Source organism: Variovorax sp. HW608, from assembly GCF_900090195.1.
Lineage (GTDB): Bacteria > Pseudomonadota > Gammaproteobacteria > Burkholderiales > Burkholderiaceae_C > Variovorax.
The window spans coordinates 4,776,632-4,796,275 of the sequence record NZ_LT607803.1 but is presented as its reverse complement, the minus strand read 5'-3'; the positions used below and the strand labels follow the sequence as shown (position 1 = coordinate 4,796,275).

Genomic DNA, 19,644 nt, shown 5'->3' with positions numbered 1-19,644 from the left:
GCCCTGGGGACGTCGACCATGAGTGATTCCAAGGCCCGGACCTTCGACCTGTTGCCGAGGCCGACACGACGCCAAGCCATCGGCCGGCTGGCCGGAGCCGCCACCGTCGCCGGCCTCGGACTGCCGGTCTTCGCACAGGCCAAGACCCTGCGCATCGGCGCCACCTTCGACAACAGCAGCGTCGAGAAGGCCAACGGATGCGGGCTCTTCCTCGGATCGAGCGCCTATTTCAATGCGCTCAACCGCGCGGGGGGCATCAACGGCACGAAGGTCGAGCTGGTCATGGCCGACGACCAGTTCAAGCCCGACATCGCCAAGGCCAATGCCCTCTCCTTCGCCGCGGACAGCTCGATGCTGGCCATCCTGCACCCGCTCGGCACGCGCCAGACGGCGGAGGTCAGCGACGCGGTCCCCGGCATGGCGGTGGTGGGGCCGAACACCGGCACGGTCGCGCTGCGCAAGAAGGCGAATCCGAACACCTTCTGGGTGCGCGCCAACTACGACCAGGAAATCGACAAGCTCATCGCCACGGCGGCGGTGCTCGGCCAGTCGCGCATCGGTCTCGTGCACGCGAACGATCCGTTCGGGCTTTCGCTGCTGGAGGGCTTCAAGGCCTCGCTGGTCAAGGCCAACCTCGAACCCGCCGTGATCGCCACCACCCCGAACACCACCAGCATGGACGTCGACCCGGCGGCCCGCGCGATCGCCAAGGCCAATCCGCAGGTCGTCATCGTCGGCCTCGGCGGTACGGCGCCCGCCTTCGTGCGCGCGCTGCGCGCGGCGGGCTGCATGAGCCAAGCCTATGGCGTGTCGATCACGGCCGGCTTCCTGGGCCAGCTGGGCGATCTTGCTCACGGAGTGGGCTTCGCGATCGTGGTGCCCTCGCCCTACTCGACCAAGTTCGAGCTCGTGCGCCGCTACCAGGCGGACATGCTGGCCAGCGGCGTGAAGGACTTTTCGCTGATCAGCCTGGAGGGCTACATGGACGCCGCCGTGCTGGCCGAGGGTCTGCGCCGCGCCGGTCCGGCGCCGACGCGCGCGGCGGTGCTCGCGGGGCTGGAACGCATCGAGGCCTTCGACCTCGGCGGCGTGAAGATCAATTTCGGCAGGACCAACCGCGAAGGCAGCCAGTTCGTGGACGTGGCGGTCATCAGCAGCAACGGAAGGCTGATCAGCTGATTCGCACGGGCGGCCCGCTGCCGGCGCCTCACGAGCGCGATCCGGGGCGCTCAAGCAGAATCGGGCGATGAGTTCCTACGCCACAGAACAACCTTCCCGCGCCGAAGTGGACGCGATGCCCGGCCTCACGGTGGTCGAGTTCGGCGCCAACTGGTGCGGCATCTGCAAGGCCGCGCAGCCCGCGATCAACGAGGCGCTGCGCGATGCACGGCACCTGCGCCATCTCAAGGTCGAGGACGCCAGCGGACGGCCGCTCGGCCGATCGTTCCAGATCAAGCTCTGGCCGACGCTGGTCTTCATGCGCGACGGCCTCGAAGTCGGGCGCGTGGTGCGGCCCGGCAGCGCGGCGGACATCCGCCGCGAACTCGATCAAGCCGCGGGCGCGAAGCTCTAGGCCCCGGCCGGCACCTTGTCGAGAAAGCCGGTGACTGTCTGCAGCCTGCCCGCTTCGAGCTGCACGAAGTCCGTGCCCTCGATCAGGTCCTCGGCGCCGCTCGGGCCGAGCGTCCATGAAAAGCGCAGCTGGTCGCCGTGCCCATCGACGCGGCCCTTGAGCGCGAAGCGGAAGCCCGGATAGCGCTGGTGTACGCCGCCGACGAGCGCGTTGATCTGCGTGCGGCCGCTCGCCTCTGCGATCGGATCGACATAGCGCGCATCGTCGGTCCAGTGCGCTTCGAGCAGCTTCAGCCGGCGCTCGCCGTCGGTCTCGTTCCAGACGGCGATGTATTGCTCGGCGAGCCGGACGGCATCGGGGGTGGCGGTGTTCATGGCGAATCCTTTCGGTGTTCAACACCCGCAACAGCGCGGGGTGAAGGAATGGTCGCCGCGAGAGTGCCGCCGGTCGATGACGCGGGAGGTTATGCGGGCACGCCCGCCGGCCGCACGATGCGGCGCCCGCCGGATGCCGGCGCGAGGTAGCGATCGACCGAGAGGCCATCGGTGCGGATGTCGGGACGATGGCCCATCACCTGGTCGGCGACCAGCTTGCCCGAGCCGCAGGCCATGGTCCACCCCAGCGTGCCGTGGCCGGTGTTGAGGAACAGGTTGGCATACGGCGTCGCGCCGATGATCGGCGTGCTGTCGGGTGTCATCGGGCGCAGGCCGGTCCAGAATTCGGCGCGCGGCAGGTCACCGCCGGGGAAGAGATCGGTCACGACCCGCTCCAGCGTCTCGCGGCGGCGCGGATTCAGCCGCAGGTCGAAGCCGCCGAGCTCGGCCATGCCGCCGACGCGGATGCGGTCGTCGAAACGGGTGACAGCCACCTTGTAGGTCTCGTCGAGCACCGTGGATTGCGGCGCCAGCGAAGGATCGACCAGCGGCACGGTCAGCGAATAGCCCTTGACCGGATACACCGGGATATCGAGCCCCAGCGGCGCGATGAAATCGCGCGAGTAGCTGCCGAAGGCCAGCACGAAGCGGTCGGCGCTGAGCACCTCGCCGCCGGCCAGGCGCACGCCGGTGATGCGGCCGCCTTCGGTGACGAGACGCTCGACCGATTGATCGAAGCGGAATTGAACGCCGAGCCCGCGCGCCACCTCGGCCAGGCCCTTGGTGAACAGGTTGCAGTCGCCGGTCTCGTCGTTCGGCAGGCGCAGGCCGCCGGCCAGCAGATCACCGGTGCGCGCGAGCGCCGGTTCGACGGACGCGAGCTGCTCTCGACCGAGCAGCTGGTACGGGACGCCGCATTCCTCGAGCACCGCCACGTCGCGCTGCACCGCGTCGAGCTGAGCCTGGGTACGGAAGAGCTGCAGCGTGCCCTGCGTCCGGTGCTCGTAGCGCACGCCGGTCTCGGCGCGCAGCTGCCGCAGGCAATCGCGGCTGTATTCGGCCACGCGCATCATCCGTTCCTTGTTGACGGCGTAGCGGTCGGGCGAGCAGTTCTTGAGCATCGCCGCCATCCAGCGCAGCTGGAACAGGGTGCCGTCCGGACGGATCGACAGCGGCGCGTGCTTCTGGAACATCCATTTGAGCGCCTTGAACGGAATGCCCGGCGCGGCCCACGGCGTCGAATAGCCGGGCGAGACCTGCCCGGCGTTGGCGAAGCTGGTTTCCTGCGCGGCGCCGCTCTGGCGGTCGAGCACGGTCACTTCGGCGCCGGCCTTGGCGAGGTAGTACGCGGTCGTGACACCGATGACGCCGCCACCCAGAACGATCACTTTCATCGAAAAATCCATTCAATGCAGGGAATGCGCTAAGCGTATTCTTCGCATTGCCATAAACTCCACCGAAATCAACCTCTCCGGCAGTTGTTTTTGCTGATTTTTGGCCTCTTTGGGGCCCCAAGGAGTGAAATGACCGAGCTCGATCGAACGGACCGGAAAATCCTCGACATCCTGCAGCGCCAGGGGCGCATTTCGATGACCGACCTGGCGGAGCAGATCGGCCTCTCGACGTCGCCCTGCTCCGAGCGCGTGCGCCGCATGGAACGCGAAGGCGTCATCACCGGCTACTACGCGCGCGTCGACCCGCAGGCCCTCGGCAAGACTCTGCTGGTCTTCGTCGAAGTCACGCTGTCGTCCAAGTCGGGCGACGTGTTCGACAAGGTGCGCAAGGAGCTGATGCACATCCCCGAGGTCATGGAATGCCACCTGGTGTCCGGCGGCTTCGACTACCTGATCAAGGCACGGCTGCGCGCGATGAGCGACTACCGCAACCTGCTGGGCGACCTGCTGAAGAAGCTGCCCGTGACCGCGGAATCGCGCAGCTACGTGGTGATGGAAGAGGTCAAGGAAAGCCTCTACCTGCCGGTGGACCGATAGGGATCTGCCGCGTTCGGGAAGAAGAGTTGTTCGCCGCCGATCTTGTAGGCGGCGATGCTCGACTGGCCCGCGGGCGAAATCACCCAGTCCACGAACTTCTGCGCGCCCGCACTGTTGAGCTGCGGGAACTTGGCCGGGCTCACGACCATCACGCCGTACTGGTTGAAGAGGCGCTTGTCACCCTCCACCAGGACCGCGAGATCGGCGCGGTTCTTGAAGCTCAGCCAGGTGCCGCGGTCGGCCAGCAGATAGGCGCCGGTCGACGCCGCGATGTTGAGCGCCGGGCCCATGCCGCAGCCGCACTCCTTGTAGCCCGTGCCCTTCTTCTCGTTCGGCACCGGCTGGCCGGCGTCGGCGAGGCCGGCCTGCGTCCACAGGCGGCGCTCGGCGGCGTCGGTGCCGCTCTTGTCGCCGCGCGACACGAAGGCTGCGTTGGCGGCGGCAATCTTCCCGAGCGCGGCGACGATGTCGCTGCCCTTCGTGCCGGCCGGATCGTCCTTCGGCCCGATGAGCACGAAGTCGTTGTACATCACCGGGAAGCGCTTGGCCGCGAAGCCTTCGGCGACAAACTTCTCCTCGGCCGCGGTGTCGTGGACGAAGAGCACGTCCGCATCGCCGCGCTTGGCCATGTCGATGGCCTGCCCGGTGCCGACCGCGACCACCTTCACGTCGATGCCGGTGGCCTGCCTGAACGCCGGCAGCAGATGGCCGAAGAGGCCGGACTGCTCGGTCGAAGTGGTCGAAGCCATGGTGATGGTCTCGGCGTGCGCGGCCAGCGCCGCCACCGAAAGAGCGATCGCGCCCGAGGCGATCAACGCATGGAGACCGGCGCGGCCAAGCCGGGGAATCCCGCGGAACCGGCTTTGCCGGGCCGCTGGGATTGCCCCCGGAGAGGGGGAGCGCCGAAGGCGCATGGGGGTGAGTGTCATAGCGCTTCTCCTTTGACGAACAGACGCGCTTCGCGGGGCAAGGGCCCGTTGAAGAAATCGTGGACCGGCAGGTCGGCGAGCAGCCGGCCGTGCTCGAGATAGACGACCCGGCTCGCGAGCCGCTTGACCTGCCCGAGGTTGTGGCTGGCGAACACCAGCGTGCGGCCGTGCGCCGCATCGGCGATGAGCGCCTCGACGTCGCGCTTGGCGGTCGGGTCGAGGCTCGCGGTGGGTTCGTCGAGCAGCAGCACGTCCGGCTGCAGCACCCAGGCGCGCGCCAGCGCCATGCGCTGCTGCTGGCCGCCCGACAGCGTGCGCGCATTGCGGTCCACGAGATCGGCGAGGCCGACGCGCGCGAGCGCCACCGTCGCCTCCCGCTGTGCATTGCGCCACGGCGCGCCGTGCAGCCAGAGCGCGAGCGCGACGTTGTTGCGCACGCTCGCGCGCAGCATGTGCGGCCGCTGGAACAGCATCGCCTGCCGGCGGCGCGGCACGCGGCTCACGAAAGCCCCCCGCGAGTGCGGCACCAGCCCGTGCAGCACGCGCAGCAAGGTGCTCTTTCCGCTGCCGTTGGCGCCGATCAGCGCGACCCGCTCGCCCGCGTGGATCGACAGCGTGGTTCCCGAGAGGGCCAGCACTCTTCCGAATCGCACATCGATGTCGTGCAAGCTGAAGAGCGGCTCGACGTTGGCGAACGCGCTCATTGGGCAACCTCCGCGCAGCAGCGCTGCGGCATTCGCCTTGGGGCGGCCCGGCGGCTCATTGAGCAACCTCCGCGCAGCAGCGCTGCGGTATTCGCCTTGGGGCGGCCCGGCGGCTCATTGAGCAACCTCCGCGCAGCAGCGCTGCGGCATTCGCCTTGGGGCGGCCCGGCGGCTCATGATGCCACCTCCAGATGGCGCCTGACCGCCGGATCGGCCGCCGCGCCATCGACACGCTCGCGCCAGTTGCGCACCGCCGCGATCGCGAGGTTGAGCACCAGCACCACCGCCAGCAGGACGAAGCCGAGCGCGAGCGCCAGCGGCAGATCGCCCTTGCTGGTTTCGAGCGCGATGGCGGTGGTCATCACGCGCGTGAAGCCGTCGATGTTGCCGCCGACGATCATCACCGCGCCGACCTCGGACACCGCGCGGCCGAAGGCGGCGATCACGACCGTGACCAGCGCATAGCGCTCGTCCGCCACCAGCAGCAGCGCCCGCGCGAACGGTCCGGCGCCGAGCGAACGCAGCTGTTCGCCGTGCGCGCGATCGGCATCTTCGATGGTCTGCCGCGTCAGTGCGGTGACGACCGGCAGGACCAGGATCGCCTGCGCGAGCACCATCGCCTTGAAGCTGAACAGCCAGCCCAGGAAGCCCAGGGGCCCCGAGCGCGAAAGAAGAAGGTAGATCACCAGCCCGACCACCACGGAAGGCAGCGCGAGCAGCGTGTTGAGCACGATCAGTAGCAGCGCGCGTCCCGAAAAACGCATGACCGCGATCCAGGCGCCGAGCACCAGACCGAAGCCGCAGGCGAGCGCGCACGCCGTCGCACTGACCGCGAGCGACCGGCCGACGATCGCCAGCAGCACCGGGTCGCCCGAAACGAGGAGTTGGCCTGCGGCGGCGACGCTGTCTGTAAAGGTGTTCATTCGTGAATGAAATCGGAACGCCGGGCAGTGTGTAGCAATTTGCGACCGCCACTTGTGCAATCGCTTGCATAAGTCATGGATCGCATTTGCATAATCCTGCGGCTCCTGCTTCCAGCCGCCTTCCGTGCACCAAATAGAACTCTCCTACGCCATCGCGCCGCGCAGAAGCGGCCGCTCGCTGATCCGCAATCCGCTCATCGAGCTGCTGCACGCGGTGCGTGAACACGGCTCCATCTCGTCGGCGGCGCGCGCGCTGGGCTTTTCGTATCGCCACGTCTGGGGTGAACTCAGGCGCTGGGAAGCGCTGCTCGGCCATGCGCTGGTCACGGGCGAGCAGGGTCGGTCGGCGCAGCTCTCGGAATTCGGCGACAAGCTGCTGTGGGCCGAGCGGCAGGCGCAGGCGCGGCTCGCGCCGCAGATCGAGGCGCTGCATGCCGACCTCGAACGCGCCTTCGCGCTCGCCTTCGACGACAGCACGCACGTGCTGAGCCTGCATGCGAGCCACGACGACGCGCTGGTCCTCCTTCGCGGTCACGCGGCGGCCAGCGCGCACCTGCAGCTCGACATCCGCTTCACCGGCAGCGTCGATGCGATCAGTGCCTTGAATCAGGGGCGCTGCGTGATGGCCGGTTTCCACACGCTGGAGCATTCGCCGAACGGTTCGCTCGCGCAGCGCACCTACAAGCCGCTGCTCAAGCCCGGCCTGCACAAGCTGATCGGCTTCGCGCGGCGCACGCAGGGGCTGATCGTCGCGGCCGGCAATCCGCTGGGATTGCGCAATCTGGGCGACGTGGCCGGGCGACAGGTGCGCTACGTGAACCGCCCGCTCGGCACCGGCACGCGCGTGCTGTTCGACGAACTGCTGGAGCGCGACCGGCTCGATGCGGACGCGATCGCAGGCTACGTGCACAGCGAGCCTTCACACACCGCGGTCGCGCACGCGATCGCGTCGGGCCAGGCCGACGCAGGTCTCGGCATCGAATCCGCCGCGCGCGCGATGGGCCTGGGTTTCGTGCCGCTGGTGCACGAGCGCTACCACCTCGCCTGCCTCAAGGCGGCGCTGGACCAGCCCGCGATCCAGGCCCTCTTGACCCTGCTGCGCGGCAAGGCCTGGCAGCACCAGCTCGGCACCCTGCCGGGCTACGAGAACGCGGACAGCGGCAACGTGCAGTCGCTGAGCCGGCTGTTGCCGTGGTGGAACTTCAAGCCGAAGAAGCCGGGATGAGGACGGCGCCGGCCACGCTCAAAGCGTGCAGGTCCGAAAGCCGAAGAAGCCGTCGTCACGATCGGGCGCCGCGAAGTCCCTGCGCTTGGGCGAGCAGAGGCGCGCACGGGTCGCGAACGAGGCGCCGCGAAGCACGCGCGCACGCCCGAAGGCGGGTTGCGGATCGAAGGCCGATCCCGCGCTCCACGGATCGGCGCGGAAACCGGTCCACGGCCGCAGCGTGCCCGCGGTCCATTCGTGCACGTCGGCCCAGCGGAAGCCGCGGTTCGTCGCGGTATGCGCCGCGATCTCCCATTCGACCTCGGTCGCCAGCCGGCGGCCGGCCCAGCGCGCCCAGGCGTCGGCCTCCCACCAGCTCACGTGCACCACGCTCTGGTTGTCCGCGGCGCGCACCGTCCGGCCGAAACGCTGCTGCAGCACCGAGCCGCCGCCCTCGCGCATCGATCCGATCTGCTCGACGTGGCGCGGGCCGCGCCGGCCATCGACCTGGGCGGCCAGCCACGCCTGGCCCTCGGGCCGCCACAGCTCGGGCCGGTCGTAGCCGCCGTCGTCGACGAACTCGACGAACTGGCTCCAGGTGACCGGCTGCGCATCGATCTCGAATTCCGGCACCTCCTCACGCTCCGAGCCGCATTCCTGCGCGAACGCGAAACCGGGCCCGGACATGCCGAGGTCCCAGGCGGTCGCCGGCATCAGCACCGGCTGGCGGCTGACGGCGGCCGGCGGCAGCTCGATGCCCAGCCGGAGGCCCAGCGTCTGCGCCATCACCACGAGCTGCTCGCCGCACAGGTCCTCGTGGAACAGCGCGAGCCGGTAGAAATAAAGGCCCGCATCGGTCTCGGCGGCGTGCTCGAGCAACTCCAGCGTGATCTCCAGCGTCTCGAGCAGGTAGGCCTTGGTCTGCGCGAGATCGGGCATGTCGGGCGACCACCGGTCGGCCGGCGGGACCTGCGAAGGGTTCCACCACGCATCGGCGTTCGGCTCGATGGCCGCGAGCCGCGTGGGCCGGACGGGGCACTCGGCGCCGAACGCGCGCTGCGTATTGCGCGCGATCCACCATTCGGCGAACCAGCCGATCTGCCCGGCCAGCCAGACCGGCGGATCGACGCCCTCGACGCGCGGCATCGCGAGCGTCGCCGAGCCGAGCGCCTCCTCGTAGAGCGACAGCAGATGCAGCGTGTGGTTGCGCGCATCGATCAGCGCCAGCGACAACAGATCGCGCCCCGCGTGGCGCATGTCCGGCGAATCGATCGCCTGGGGGGCGCCGGAGGTGCTGAAAGGCGTCGAGGACGACGGGCTGGAAGGCATCGGGAATTATGACGATCCACGCACTGGCGGCGTCAACTCGGCGTTGCCCGGGGGAATAGCCACCGGCAGGCACAGCCACCCCACTTATAAAATACGCGCCCACTACTTTCCCCTCACCAGAAAGAACTTTCCAATATGAGACGCTTCCCTCTCAAGAACTCGCTGCTCGCTGTCGCCGCGTTTGCCGCGTTCACCGCCTTCGGTCCCGCTGCCCAGGCGGCCGACCTGAAGATCGGCGTGGCCGAGGCCCTGTCCGGCGGCGCGGCCCAGTACGGCGCCGCGATCCGCAACGGCTTCGAACTGGCCGTCGCCGAGATCAATGCCGCGGGCGGCATCAACGGCAACAAGATCGAACTGGTCGTGGCCGACGAGCAGGGCAAGAAGGAGGAGGCGATCAACGTCTTCAAGAAGCTGATCTTCCAGGACAAGGTCCTGATGGTCTTCGGCCCGACGCTGTCCAACTCGGCGCAGGCCGCGGACCCGATCGCCCAGGCCGCCAAGACGGTGGCCTTCGGCACCTCGAACACGGCCGACGGCATCACCTCGATCGGCGACCACGTGTTCCGCAACTCGGTGACCGAAGCCGACGTGCTGCCCGAGACGATCAAGACCGCCGTCAAGAACGCCGGCATCAAGAAGGTGGCGGTGCTCTACGGCAACGACGACGTCTTCACCAAGAGCGGCTACGACAACTTCAAGAAGGCGCTCGACGACCTGAAGATCCCGGTGACCACCACCGAGACCTTCGCCAAGGGCGACGTGGACTTCAAGGCCCAGCTCACCAAGATCAAGGCCAGCGGCGCGGATGCGATCGTGCTGTCGGCGCTGCTCGCCGAAGGCGCGCCGATCATGGTGCAGGCCCGCCAGCTCGGCCTCAACGTGCCGGTCATCGGCGGCAACGGCATGAACTCGGTGAAGATCTTCGAACTCGCCAAGGGCCAGTCGGACAACCTCTACGTGGGCAGCCCCTGGTCGTCCAGCAACGCGACGCCCGAGAACACCAAGTTCATCAAGGCCTACACCGAGAAGTTCAAGATGGCGCCCGACCAGTTCGCGGCGCAGGCCTATGACGCGATGTACATCGCGGCCCAGGCGCTCAAGACCGTCAAGGTGAGCGGCGACCTCGCGGCCGACCGCGCCGCCGTGCGTGAGGCGCTGCCGTCCGTGAAGCACACCGGCGCCACCGGCGCGTTCCAGTTCCGCCGCGCCAACGACAAGAGCGGCAAGCCGGCCGGCTACGACGCCCAGCAGCTGCCCATCGTCAGCGTGACGAAGGGTTCCGAGTTCGTGATCACCAAGTAACCCCCAGGCTCGCTCACTGCGTGTAGCTCGGGCACCCCCTGCCGGGGGCAACACCGGCGGACCGGCAAAGCCGGTTCCTCAGTGTTTCACGAACAGCGGGAGCCGGCCTGGCCGGTCCCGCTTCTTGTTTTTTTGAATGGGACCACGATGCTTGAACAGCAACTGGTTAACGCGCTCTCTTTGGGGTGCGTCTATGCGCTCTTCGCGCTGGGCTTCACCCTGATCTTCGGTGTGCTCGGCGTCATCAATCTTTCGCACGGCGCGGTCTTCATGGCGGGCGCTTACGCGGCCGTGCAGATCATGGCGCACTTCGATCTGCCGCTGTGGGCCGGGCTGTCGTTCGCCTTTCTTTTCTGCGGCCTGCTGGGGCTCTTGATCGATTTCCTGGTGCTCAAGCCGCTGCGGGCGCGCAATGCACCGCACCTGATCCCGATGATCGCGACCATCGGCGTGGCGATCATCCTCAACAACGGCGTGCAGGGCCTGTTCGGCGCGCAGAACGTGCGCTTCCCGGCGGACGCGGTGTCGGGCGAGTCGCTGAATCTCGCGGGCATCCATCTCACGGCGCTGGAGCTGGGCATCATCCTGCTGTCCTTCGTGCTGATGGCGGTGCTCATGCTGGCGCTGAAGCGCACGCAACTGGGCCGCGCGCTGCGCGCGATCGCCGAATCGCCGAAGGCCGCCTATTTGCTCGGCATCAATGTCGAGGGCCTGTTCTACCTGACCTCGTTCGCGGCCGCCGCGCTGGGCGGGCTCGCGGGCGTGCTGATCGGGCTCTATTCCAACGCGGTCTTCCCGCTCATGGGCCAGCCGATGCTGCACAAGGGCATTGCGGTGATCATCCTCGGCGGCATGGGCGACATCCGCGGCGCGATGCTGGGCGGCCTGTTCCTCGGCTTCGCGGAAGTGCTGTCGGTGGCCTACATCGGCTCGACCATGCGCGACGCAGTGGCGTTCGGCCTGCTGTTCCTGGTGCTGCTGGTGCGGCCCAAGGGTCTCTTCGGCACGGTGCAGGAGCGCAAGGTATGAGCGCCGCACGGCCGCCCGAAGGCGCTCGCACCGCAGTGCGAAGCACGGAGGTTTTTGAATGAGCGCCCTGGAGAACTTCTGGTCGGTCTACAGCAACCTGGTGCTCACCCTGGGCACCAATTCATTGCTGGCGTTGTCGATCTGGCTCACGCTGTCGTGCGGCATGCTCGCGATGGCGAACGCCGCCTTCATGGGCATCGGCGCCTACACCTCGGCGATCCTGTCGATGAACTATGGCGCCCCGTTCCCGGTCGCGATCGCGGCCGGCATGGCGGCGCCGGCCCTGACGGCTTTCGTGATCGGCAAGCCGACGCTGCGGCTGTCCGGCGTGTACCTGGCCATGGCGACGCTCGCCTTCGGCGAGGTGGTGCGCATCGTGGTGCTGAATGCCGAATCGCTCACGGGCGGCGCGCTGGGCCTGAACGGCATTCCGCAGGCCACGCAGTGGTGGCACGTGCTGCTCGCCGTGGTGCTGGTGCTGTTCGCGCTGTGGCGGCTGCGCCGCTCCAAGGTCGGCCGGGCGTTCGAGGCGATCAAGGAAGACGAGACCGCCGCCGGCCTGATGGGCATCGACGTCGGCGGGCACAAGATGCTGGCCTTCGTGCTCGGCGCCGCGATCGCGGGGCTGGCGGGCGTGCTCAATGCGCACCTGACCTTCTTCATCGGGCCGAACGAATACGGCTTCGACCGCGGCGTGGACATCCTGACGATGACCGTGCTTGGCGGCATCAACGGGCTGACCGGGCCGGTGCTCGGCGGCGTGATCCTCACGGTGTTGCCCGAGGCGCTGCGTGCGTTCGGCGACTTCCGGCTGGTGGTCAACGGCGTGATCCTGGTGCTGATCGTGCTGTTCCTGCCGAAGGGCATCTGGGACCCGGCGCGCTTGCGCCAATGGTTCGGGCGCAAGGGAGCCGCGGCATGAGCGCCGCGCCGGGCCGCTCCCAAGCAAGCTCGCGCCCCCTCGGGGGGCAGCGAGGACATGAAGTGCCGAGCGTGGGGGCAACAGCCTCGGCACTGCTCCAGCTCGACGGCGTCTCGCGCCACTTCGGCGGCCTCAAGGTGCTGCAGGAGGTGAACCTCGAAGTGCCGCAGGGCGGCGTCTTCGGTCTCATCGGCCCCAACGGCGCGGGCAAGACCACGGTCTTCAACCTGACGACGGGCCTGCTGCCGACCACCGGCGGCTCGATCCGCTTCGAGGGCCGCGACCTCGCGGGGCTCAAGCCCCACCAGATCACGCGCGCCGGCATCGCGCGCACGTTCCAGAACATCCGCATCTTCAAGGAGATGTCGCTGCTCGAGAACGTGATGGTCGGGATGCATGCCAACCTGCGCTACGGCGCATTCGGGTTGTTGGCAGGCACGGGTCTCTTCCGCGGCGAAGAGCGGCGGGCGCGCGAACGCGCGCGCGAGCTGCTCTCGTGGGTCCGGCTCGATCACAAGGGCGACGACGTGGCCGACAACCTCTCGTACGGCGACCAGCGCAAGCTCGAACTCGCGCGCGCCCTCGCCACCGACCCGAAGCTGCTCTTGCTCGACGAACCGGTGGCGGGCATGAACAGCACCGAAAAGACCGAACTGATGCACGAGATCCGCAACATCGCGGGGCGCGGCTACACCATCTTCATGATCGAACACGACATGCGCTTCGTGATGGGCTTGTGCGAGCACATCGCGGTGCTGAACTTCGGCCGCATCATCGCGCGCGGCAACCCCGACCAGATCCGCAACGACCCGCAGGTGATCGAGGCCTACCTCGGCCGCGAGGAAGACGAGGCGACGAACGAGGGAGCGTCCCAATGAGCGCAACCCCGCTGCTGAAGGTCGAGGGGCTCAAGGTCGCCTATGGCCACATCGAGGCCGTGAAGGGCATCGATTTCGAACTGCGCGAAGGCCGGATCACCACGCTGGTGGGCGCCAACGGCGCGGGCAAGTCGACGACGCTGCTGGCGCTGTCGGGACTGGTCGCGAAGGCTGCCGGACGGGTCGTGCTCGACGGGCAGGACCTCACGGCCCTTTCGCCCCACAAGATCGTCGCCGCCGGCATGGTGCAGGTCGCCGAAGGCCGCGCCACGCTGACGACGCTGACGGTGCGCGAGAACCTCGAACTCGGCGCCTACACGCGCCGCGACAGCCGCGCCCAGCGCGCCGATGACCTCGAACGCATCTACACGCTGTTCCCGCGGCTCAAGGAACGCGCCGACGGGCTCGCCGGCAACCTCTCGGGCGGCGAGCAGCAGATGCTGGCGATCGGCCGCGCGCTGATGGCCAAGCCGCGCGTGCTGCTGCTGGACGAACCGTCGATGGGCCTGGCGCCGATCATCGTGCAGGACATCTTCCGCACGCTGCGCGAGATCAACAAGGCGGGCCTCTCGATCTTCCTGGTCGAGCAGAACGTGCGGCAGGCGCTCAAGATCGCCGACAGCGCCTATGTGATCGAGACCGGGAGGATCGTGTTGACCGGCAGCGGGCGCGAGCTGCTCGGCAATCCGAAGGTGCAGGACGCCTACCTCGGCGGATAGCCGCAGACAGAACACCTTCGACTGACGGTCTTCTCCACTGACGGCGACTCTGTTTCCAACTCGATCGATCCCATGCCTGAAGGTCTCACCGCACTCAACGGCCTTCTGGGTCTCGCGCTGACTTCCGCCCTGCTGATCGCCGTACCTGGCCCGAGCATCATGTTCCTGGTCGGGCAGACCATCACGGTCGGACGCAGCACGCTTCTGCTGGCCGCGGAGTCTCTGCGATGAGCTCCGAGCCCTCCCCGGCGAACCGACCTACAGCTTCTGCGCCTGCATGAAGCGGTCGAAGCTGCCTTCGGCGAAGCGGAACCAGGCGTTCTGGTCGGCCAGGAACCTGGCGTAGTCGGTGTACACCTTCTTCCACTCGGGGTTGGTGTTGTTGAGGTCGGCGTAGATCTGCTGGGCCGACTTGAAGGCCGCGTCCACCACGCCCTTCGAGAAGGGACGCAGCTTGGTGCCGGAGTTCACGAGCTGCTTCAGCGCGATCGGGTTGCGCGCGTCGTACTTCGCGGTCATGCCGATGTTGGCCTGTGCGGCGGCCGCCGAAACGATCGCCTTGTACTCGGCCGACAAGCCTTCCCAGGCCCTGGTGTTGACGTAGAAGTCCAGTTGCGAACCGCCTTCCCACCAGCCGGGGTAGTAGTAGTACTGCGCGACCTTGTTGAAGCCGAGCTTCTGGTCGTCGTAGGGGCCGACCCACTCCAGCGCATCGAGCGTGCCCTTTTCGAGCGCAGGGTACAGGTCGGCGCCGGGGATGGACTTCGGAATCACGCCGAAGGGTTCGAGCACGCGGCCGGCGAGCGGGTTGGTGCCGAACTTCAGGCCCTTCAGGTCGGCGACCGACTTGATCTCCTTGCGGAACCAGCCGCCCATCTGCGCGCCGGTGTTGCCGCCCGGCAGGTTGTAGACGTTGTACCTGGCGTAGAACTCACGCATGAGCTTCAGGCCGTTGCCCTCGTACATCCATGCGTTCATCTGGCGGGTGTTCAGGCCGAAGGGCACTGCGCAGCCGAGGCAGAAGGTCGGGTCCTTGCCGTAGAAGTAGTACGGTGCGGTGTGCGCCATTTCGACCGCTGCGTTCTGAACGCCGTCGAGCACGCCGAAGGCCGGCATCAGCTCGCCGCCCGCATGGACCGAGATCTGGAACCTGCCGCCCGTCATGTCGCTCACGCTCCCGGCGAAGGTCTCGGCCGTGCCGTAGATCGTGTCGAGCAGCTTGGGAAAGCTCGAAGCGAGACGCCAGCGCACGGCGGCTTGCGCATGGACGGCGGGCGCGATACCGGCGGCAAGGACGCCGGCAATGCCTGCGTTCTTGATGAGGGAGCGACGATCCATTATTTACACGACCCCGGGCCGGGTCTTCCCTGCGGAAACCAGGCTGTCGAAGCGCTGCGCGATGGAGCGTTCGATGCCTTCGGCGTCCAGCCCGATGCCCGACAGCAGCTTCGCCGGATCGCCGTGCTCGATGAAGCGGTCGGGAAGGCCGAGCTGCAGCACCGGCTTCTGCAGACCCGCGGCCTGCAGGGCCTCGAGCACCGCACTGCCGGCGCCGCCCATGACCGCGCCCTCTTCCACCGTCACGATCGCGTCATGCGATCCGGCGACCTTGAGCAGCAGCTCGACATCGAGCGGCTTGGCCCAGCGCATGTTGACCACGGTGGCATCGAGCGACTCCGCTGCCTTCAATGCCGGATAGAGCAAGGTGCCGAAGGCGAGGATCGCGATCCTGCGGCCTTCGCGGCGGATCTCGCCCTTGCCGAACGGCAGCCCGTCGAGCGACTGCGGCGGCGTGACACCGGCGCCCGAGCCGCGCGGATAGCGCACCGCGACCGGATGGTTCTGCTCGTAGCCGGTGGTGAGCAGCTGCCGGCACTCGGCTTCATCCGCCGGGCAGGCCACGCTCATGTTGGGGATGCAGCGCAGGAACGAGATGTCGTAGGCGCCCGCATGCGTCGCGCCGTCGGCACCCACGAGTCCGGCGCGATCGAGCGCGAAGACCACCGGCAGGTTCTGGATCGCGACGTCGTGGATCAGCTGGTCGTACCCGCGCTGCAGGAAGGTCGAATAGATCGCGACCACCGGCTTGAGGCCCTCGCACGCAAGGCCTGCCGCGAAAGTCACCGAATGCTGCTCCGCGATGCCCACGTCGTAGTAGCGCTCGGGGAAGCGCTTCTCGAACTCGACGAGGCCCGAACCCTCGCGCATCGCCGGCGTGATGCCGACGAGGCGAGCGTCCTTCGCGGCCATGTCGCACAGCCAGCTGCCGAAGACCTGCGTGAAGGTCTGCTTGGGCGCGGTCGCCGGCTTGACGAGGCCGACGGCCGGGTCGAACTTCGACGGCCCGTGGTAGGCCACCGGATCGGCCTCCGCCAGCTTGTAGCCCTGGCCCTTCTTCGTGACCACGTGCAGGAACTGCGGGCCCCGCAGGTGCTTCAGGTTTTCGAGCGTGGGCACCAGCGAATCGATGTCGTGGCCGTCGATCGGCCCGACGTAGTTGAAGCCGAACTGCTCGAACAGCGTGGCCGGCACCACCATGCCCTTGGCGTGCTGCTCCAGCCGCTTGGCCAGTTCGAACAGCGGCGGCGCGGCGCGCAGCACGCTCTTGCCGACGTTCTTCGCGGCCGAGTAGAAGTTGCCGCTCATGAGTTGCGCGAGATAGCGGTTGAGCGCACCCACCGGCGGGCTGATCGACATGTCGTTGTCGTTCAGGATCACCAGCAGCTTGCAGTCGTCGCACACGCCCGCGTTGTTGAGCGCCTCGAAGGCCATGCCGGCCGTGAGCGCGCCGTCGCCGATGATCGCGACCGAATGGCGGTCCTCGCCCTTCTGCCGTGCCGCCAGGGCCATGCCGAGCGCGGCCGAGATGCTGGTGGACGAGTGCGCGGTGCCGAAGGTGTCGTACTCGCTCTCGGTGCGCTGCGGGAAGCCGGAGAGGCCGCCGAGCTGGCGCAGCGTCGGCATGCGGTCGCGCCGCCCGGTGAGGATCTTGTGCGGATAGGTCTGGTGGCCCACGTCCCACACCAGGCGGTCGTGCGGCGTGTTGAAGACGTGGTGCAGCGCGACCGTGAGCTCCACCGTACCCAGGTTCGAGCTCAGATGGCCGCCCGTGCGCGACACGTTGTCGAGCACGCAGCTGCGCACTTCGTCGGCGAGTTGCTTGAGCTGGGCGCGGTCCATTTGCCGCAGCTGGGAAGGGTCGTGGATGGTGGGAAGCAGCGGAGCCATGTGCAGATTCTTGTCGTTATCGATCGCGATCGACGACCATGTGGGCGAGCGCGCGCAGCGCGCCCGTGTCGGCCAGCGCGCTGCGGTCCAGCGCTTCGAGGGCCTTGGCCAGCAACTGGCGCGCCTGTGCACGCGCGCCGTCGAGGCCGAGCAGCGAGACGTAGGTGGGCTTGTCGCTCGCGGCGTCCTTGCCCGCGGTCTTGCCGAGCGTTTCGGAATCGGCGATGACGTCGAGGATGTCGTCGACCACCTGGAACGCGAGGCCCACCGCCGCGCCGTAGTCGCGCAGCGCGGCGAGCGACTGGGGCAGGAGCGCATCGCCGCAAGCCGCGCCCATCTCGACGCTGCCCTTCAGCAGCGCGCCGGTCTTCAGGCGATGCATGGTGCGCAGCTCGGCTTCGGTCAGGGCGACGCCGACGCTGGCGAGGTCGATCGCCTGGCCGCCCGCCATCCCCTGGCTGCCGGCGGCGCGCGCCAGCAGGCGGCACAGCGTCGCCTGGACCCCCGGCGAAATGCCGGTGCCGTCGGGCGTGAGCAGCTCGAACGCGAGCGCCTGCAAGGCATCGCCCGCGAGCAGCGCGCCGGCTTCGCCGAACTTGACGTGCACCGTGGGCTTGCCGCGGCGCAGCACGTCGTTGTCCATGCACGGCAAGTCGTCGTGCACGAGCGAATAGGCGTGGATCAGCTCGACCGCGCAGGCGGCGCGCAAGGCCGCTTCGGCATGGCCGTCGACCGCTTCGCTGGCGGCCAGCACGAGCAGCGGCCGAAGCCGCTTGCCGCCGTCGAGCACGGCATAGCGCATCGCGTCGCCCAGCTGCACCGGCGCATCGATGCCGACCCACTCGGACAGTGCGGACTCGACGCGCGCGAGCAGGGGTTCGCTCCACGCGGCCAGACGGGCGGCATCCCACCGCGAGGTTTCGCAGGCTGTCGTCATTCGCCGGTCCAGGCCTTGAGGCTGCCGGCGTCGAGCAGCTTGATCTGGTCTTCGACCGCCTGCAGCTTGTCGCGGCAGAACGCCAGCAGGGCCGCGCCCCGCTGGTAGCTGCCCAGGAGCCGATCGAGCGGCAGCTGGCCGGATTCGAGTTCGGTCACGAGTTGTTCGAGCTCCTGCAAGCCGGCTTCATAGGTGGCCGGCAACGCGCCGGTATCGGGCACGGCGGACTCGGCCGGCTGGGAGGAGGAAGGCACCTTGGGCATGCGGCGATGGTGGGTGAAACCCCACATTTTAGAGTGGGGGCCCCGATCGCATCCCGAAGGGTACAATCCGCGGTTCCCCGGGCCGGCAGATGCTGACCCATTTCTTTTGGGGCCGTCACACGTCGTCGCACGGTCGTCGCACGCATTCAAGACGGCCATCCGTTCTTCTTTCTCCCTGTGGGGAGCTTGGTCAGGTCACCCATGTCTGATTTAAGTCTTCAACTGCAGCAGGCTTCGAGCCAACTTCCGGTTACCGCATATTTCGACGAGGCGCTCTACGCCAGCGAAATGCAGACACTTTTCGCCGCCGGCCCGCGCTACGTGGGCCACCGGCTGGCGGTCCCCGAACCCGGCAGCTTCCACACGCTGCCGCAGGAACACCAGGGCCGCGCCTTGGTCCACACGCCCAAGGGCGTGGAGCTGATCTCCAACGTGTGCCGCCACCGGCAGGCGCTGATCCTGCAGGGCCGCGGCGAAATCGAGCCGACGAGCGGCGGCAACATCATCTGCCCCCTGCACCGCTGGACCTACGCGGCAGCGGACCCGCGCGCCACGGGCACGCTGATCGGCGCGCCCCATTTCGAGCAGGACCCCTGCCTCAATCTGCACAACTACCCGCTGACCGAGTGGAACGGTCTCCTGTTCGAGAAGAGCGCGAACCCCGGCACCCGTGACGTGGCGGCCGACCTCGCGAAGCTCGGGGCACGGGCCGACCTCGACTTCGAGGGCTACGCGCTCGACCGCGTCGAGCTGCACGAGTGCAACTACAACTGGAAGACCTTCATCGAGGTCTACCTCGAGGACTATCACGTCGGGCCGTTCCATCCGGGCCTCGGCAGCTTCGTGACCTGCGACGACCTGCGCTGGGAATTCGGCAGGCACCATTCCGTGCAGACGGTCGGCGTGGCCAACCGGCTCGGCCGCGCCGGCAGCCCGGTCTACCAGCGCTGGCAGGAGCAACTGCTGAAGTACCGCGAAGGCAAGCCGCCGAAGTACGGTGCGATCTGGCTCACCTACTACCCGAACGTCATGGTGGAGTGGTATCCGCACGTGCTCACGGTGTCCACGCTGCACCCGATCGGGCCGCAGAAGACGCTCAACATGGTCGAGTTCTTCTATCCCGAGGAAATCGTCGCCTTCGAGCGCGAGTTCGTCGAAGCGCAGCAGGCCGCGTACATGGAAACCTGCGTCGAGGACGACGAGATCGCCGAACGCATGGACGCCGGCCGCCGCGCGCTCATGCAGCGCGGCGACGACGAGAGCGGCCCCTACCAGAGCCCGATGGAAGACGGCATGCAGCAGTTCCACGAGTGGTACCGCCGCGAGATGAAGGCCTAAG

At 68.0% G+C, this 19,644-nt stretch carries 21 protein-coding genes; 11 read left to right on the top strand and 10 right to left on the bottom strand.

Features of this window, described 5'->3' with window-relative positions; translation table 11 throughout:
- Nucleotides 1-18 precede the first annotated feature (18 nt).
- Both VAR608DRAFT_RS22665 and VAR608DRAFT_RS22660 read left to right on the top strand, forming a co-directional pair.
- The gene (locus VAR608DRAFT_RS22665; RefSeq protein ID WP_088956109.1) at nt 19-1,179 is read left to right on the top strand and encodes an ABC transporter substrate-binding protein; all 1,161 of its coding nucleotides are present in this window, start codon (nt 19-21) and stop codon (nt 1,177-1,179) included.
- Nucleotides 1,180-1,246: 67 nt separating this feature from the next.
- A complete protein-coding gene (locus tag VAR608DRAFT_RS22660) occupies nt 1,247-1,573 on the top strand; it encodes a thioredoxin family protein (protein ID WP_088956108.1) in 327 nt (108 codons plus the stop codon).
- Here the strand turns inward: VAR608DRAFT_RS22660 and VAR608DRAFT_RS22655 are convergent.
- Nucleotides 1,570-1,947 carry a nuclear transport factor 2 family protein gene (locus VAR608DRAFT_RS22655; protein ID WP_088956107.1) on the bottom strand — a complete coding sequence of 126 codons (378 nt, stop codon included), beginning with the start codon at nt 1,945-1,947 and terminating at the stop codon, nt 1,570-1,572. The two genes, VAR608DRAFT_RS22660 and VAR608DRAFT_RS22655, sit on opposite strands and share 4 nt — an antisense overlap.
- An 89-nt stretch (nt 1,948-2,036) precedes the next feature.
- Nucleotides 2,037-3,341, bottom strand: coding sequence for a D-amino acid dehydrogenase (locus VAR608DRAFT_RS22650; RefSeq protein ID WP_088958923.1), 1,305 nt, complete (start codon nt 3,339-3,341; stop codon nt 2,037-2,039).
- Nucleotides 3,342-3,470: 129 nt separating this feature from the next.
- Here VAR608DRAFT_RS22650 and VAR608DRAFT_RS22645 point away from each other — a divergent pair, with 129 nt between their 5' ends.
- The gene (locus VAR608DRAFT_RS22645; RefSeq protein WP_088956106.1) at nt 3,471-3,938 is read left to right on the top strand and encodes a winged helix-turn-helix transcriptional regulator; all 468 of its coding nucleotides are present in this window, start codon (nt 3,471-3,473) and stop codon (nt 3,936-3,938) included.
- Here VAR608DRAFT_RS22645 and VAR608DRAFT_RS22640 read toward each other — a convergent pair.
- The 3 genes from VAR608DRAFT_RS22640 to VAR608DRAFT_RS22630 form a co-directional block, all read right to left on the bottom strand.
- Nucleotides 3,917-4,867, bottom strand: coding sequence for an extracellular solute-binding protein (locus VAR608DRAFT_RS22640; protein WP_231972929.1), 951 nt, complete (start codon nt 4,865-4,867; stop codon nt 3,917-3,919). The two genes, VAR608DRAFT_RS22645 and VAR608DRAFT_RS22640, sit on opposite strands and share 22 nt — an antisense overlap.
- Entirely contained in the window at nt 4,864-5,571 is a 708-nt protein-coding gene (locus VAR608DRAFT_RS22635; RefSeq protein ID WP_088956105.1) for an ABC transporter ATP-binding protein, read from the bottom strand. Before VAR608DRAFT_RS22635 ends, VAR608DRAFT_RS22640 begins: the two co-directional genes overlap by 4 nt.
- Before the next feature lie 173 nt (nt 5,572-5,744).
- Nucleotides 5,745-6,494: an ABC transporter permease gene (locus VAR608DRAFT_RS22630; RefSeq protein WP_088956104.1), complete on the bottom strand. Its 750-nt coding sequence runs from the start codon at nt 6,492-6,494 to the stop codon at nt 5,745-5,747.
- Nucleotides 6,495-6,618: 124 nt separating this feature from the next.
- On the opposite strand from VAR608DRAFT_RS22630, the gene VAR608DRAFT_RS22625 reads away from it, so the two are divergent.
- Nucleotides 6,619-7,719 (top strand): substrate-binding domain-containing protein, encoded by a 1,101-nt coding sequence (locus VAR608DRAFT_RS22625; RefSeq protein WP_088956103.1) that lies wholly within the window; start codon nt 6,619-6,621, stop codon nt 7,717-7,719.
- Nucleotides 7,720-7,737: 18 nt separating this feature from the next.
- Here the strand turns inward: VAR608DRAFT_RS22625 and VAR608DRAFT_RS22620 are convergent, their stop codons facing one another.
- Nucleotides 7,738-9,027 carry an SUMF1/EgtB/PvdO family nonheme iron enzyme gene (locus tag VAR608DRAFT_RS22620; RefSeq protein ID WP_231972928.1) on the bottom strand — a complete coding sequence of 430 codons (1,290 nt, stop codon included), beginning with the start codon at nt 9,025-9,027 and terminating at the stop codon, nt 7,738-7,740.
- 135 nt (nt 9,028-9,162) lie between these two features.
- Here VAR608DRAFT_RS22620 and VAR608DRAFT_RS22615 point away from each other — a divergent pair, with 135 nt between their 5' ends.
- From VAR608DRAFT_RS22615 to VAR608DRAFT_RS22590, 6 genes are all read left to right on the top strand, one after another.
- Nucleotides 9,163-10,329, top strand: a complete 1,167-nt coding sequence (locus VAR608DRAFT_RS22615) for an ABC transporter substrate-binding protein (protein ID WP_088956102.1) — start codon at nt 9,163-9,165, stop codon at nt 10,327-10,329.
- A gap of 147 nt (nt 10,330-10,476) precedes the next feature.
- Entirely contained in the window at nt 10,477-11,358 is an 882-nt protein-coding gene (locus VAR608DRAFT_RS22610; RefSeq protein WP_088956101.1) for a branched-chain amino acid ABC transporter permease, read from the top strand.
- A 58-nt stretch (nt 11,359-11,416) separates the two neighbouring features.
- Nucleotides 11,417-12,280, top strand: coding sequence for a branched-chain amino acid ABC transporter permease (locus VAR608DRAFT_RS22605; protein ID WP_088956100.1), 864 nt, complete (start codon nt 11,417-11,419; stop codon nt 12,278-12,280).
- 92 nt (nt 12,281-12,372) lie between these two features.
- Nucleotides 12,373-13,158, top strand: a complete 786-nt coding sequence (locus tag VAR608DRAFT_RS22600; RefSeq protein WP_088958920.1) for an ABC transporter ATP-binding protein — start codon at nt 12,373-12,375, stop codon at nt 13,156-13,158.
- Nucleotides 13,155-13,877, top strand: coding sequence for an ABC transporter ATP-binding protein (locus VAR608DRAFT_RS22595; protein WP_088956099.1), 723 nt, complete (start codon nt 13,155-13,157; stop codon nt 13,875-13,877). Before VAR608DRAFT_RS22600 ends, VAR608DRAFT_RS22595 begins: the two co-directional genes overlap by 4 nt.
- Before the next feature lie 72 nt (nt 13,878-13,949).
- Nucleotides 13,950-14,108: a hypothetical protein gene (locus tag VAR608DRAFT_RS22590; RefSeq protein WP_231972927.1), complete on the top strand. Its 159-nt coding sequence runs from the start codon at nt 13,950-13,952 to the stop codon at nt 14,106-14,108.
- Nucleotides 14,109-14,135: 27 nt separating this feature from the next.
- On the opposite strand, the gene VAR608DRAFT_RS22585 is transcribed toward VAR608DRAFT_RS22590, so the two are convergent.
- Genes VAR608DRAFT_RS22585 through xseB form a run of 4 tightly spaced genes read right to left on the bottom strand, consistent with a single transcriptional unit; the run spans nt 14,136 to nt 18,305 of the window.
- Nucleotides 14,136-15,215 (bottom strand): TRAP transporter substrate-binding protein, encoded by a 1,080-nt coding sequence (locus VAR608DRAFT_RS22585; RefSeq protein WP_088956098.1) that lies wholly within the window; start codon nt 15,213-15,215, stop codon nt 14,136-14,138.
- A 3-nt stretch (nt 15,216-15,218) separates the two neighbouring features.
- Nucleotides 15,219-17,105 carry a 1-deoxy-D-xylulose-5-phosphate synthase gene (gene dxs / locus VAR608DRAFT_RS22580; protein WP_088956097.1) on the bottom strand — a complete coding sequence of 629 codons (1,887 nt, stop codon included), beginning with the start codon at nt 17,103-17,105 and terminating at the stop codon, nt 15,219-15,221.
- 16 nt (nt 17,106-17,121) lie between these two features.
- Nucleotides 17,122-18,042 (bottom strand): polyprenyl synthetase family protein, encoded by a 921-nt coding sequence (locus VAR608DRAFT_RS22575; RefSeq protein ID WP_088956096.1) that lies wholly within the window; start codon nt 18,040-18,042, stop codon nt 17,122-17,124.
- Nucleotides 18,039-18,305: an exodeoxyribonuclease VII small subunit gene (gene xseB / locus VAR608DRAFT_RS22570; protein ID WP_088958919.1), complete on the bottom strand. Its 267-nt coding sequence runs from the start codon at nt 18,303-18,305 to the stop codon at nt 18,039-18,041. Before xseB ends, VAR608DRAFT_RS22575 begins: the two co-directional genes overlap by 4 nt.
- Before the next feature lie 201 nt (nt 18,306-18,506).
- Here xseB and VAR608DRAFT_RS22565 point away from each other — a divergent pair, with 201 nt between their 5' ends.
- Nucleotides 18,507-19,643, top strand: a complete 1,137-nt coding sequence (locus VAR608DRAFT_RS22565; protein ID WP_088956095.1) for an aromatic ring-hydroxylating oxygenase subunit alpha — start codon at nt 18,507-18,509, stop codon at nt 19,641-19,643.
- Nucleotide 19,644 lies beyond the last annotated feature (1 nt).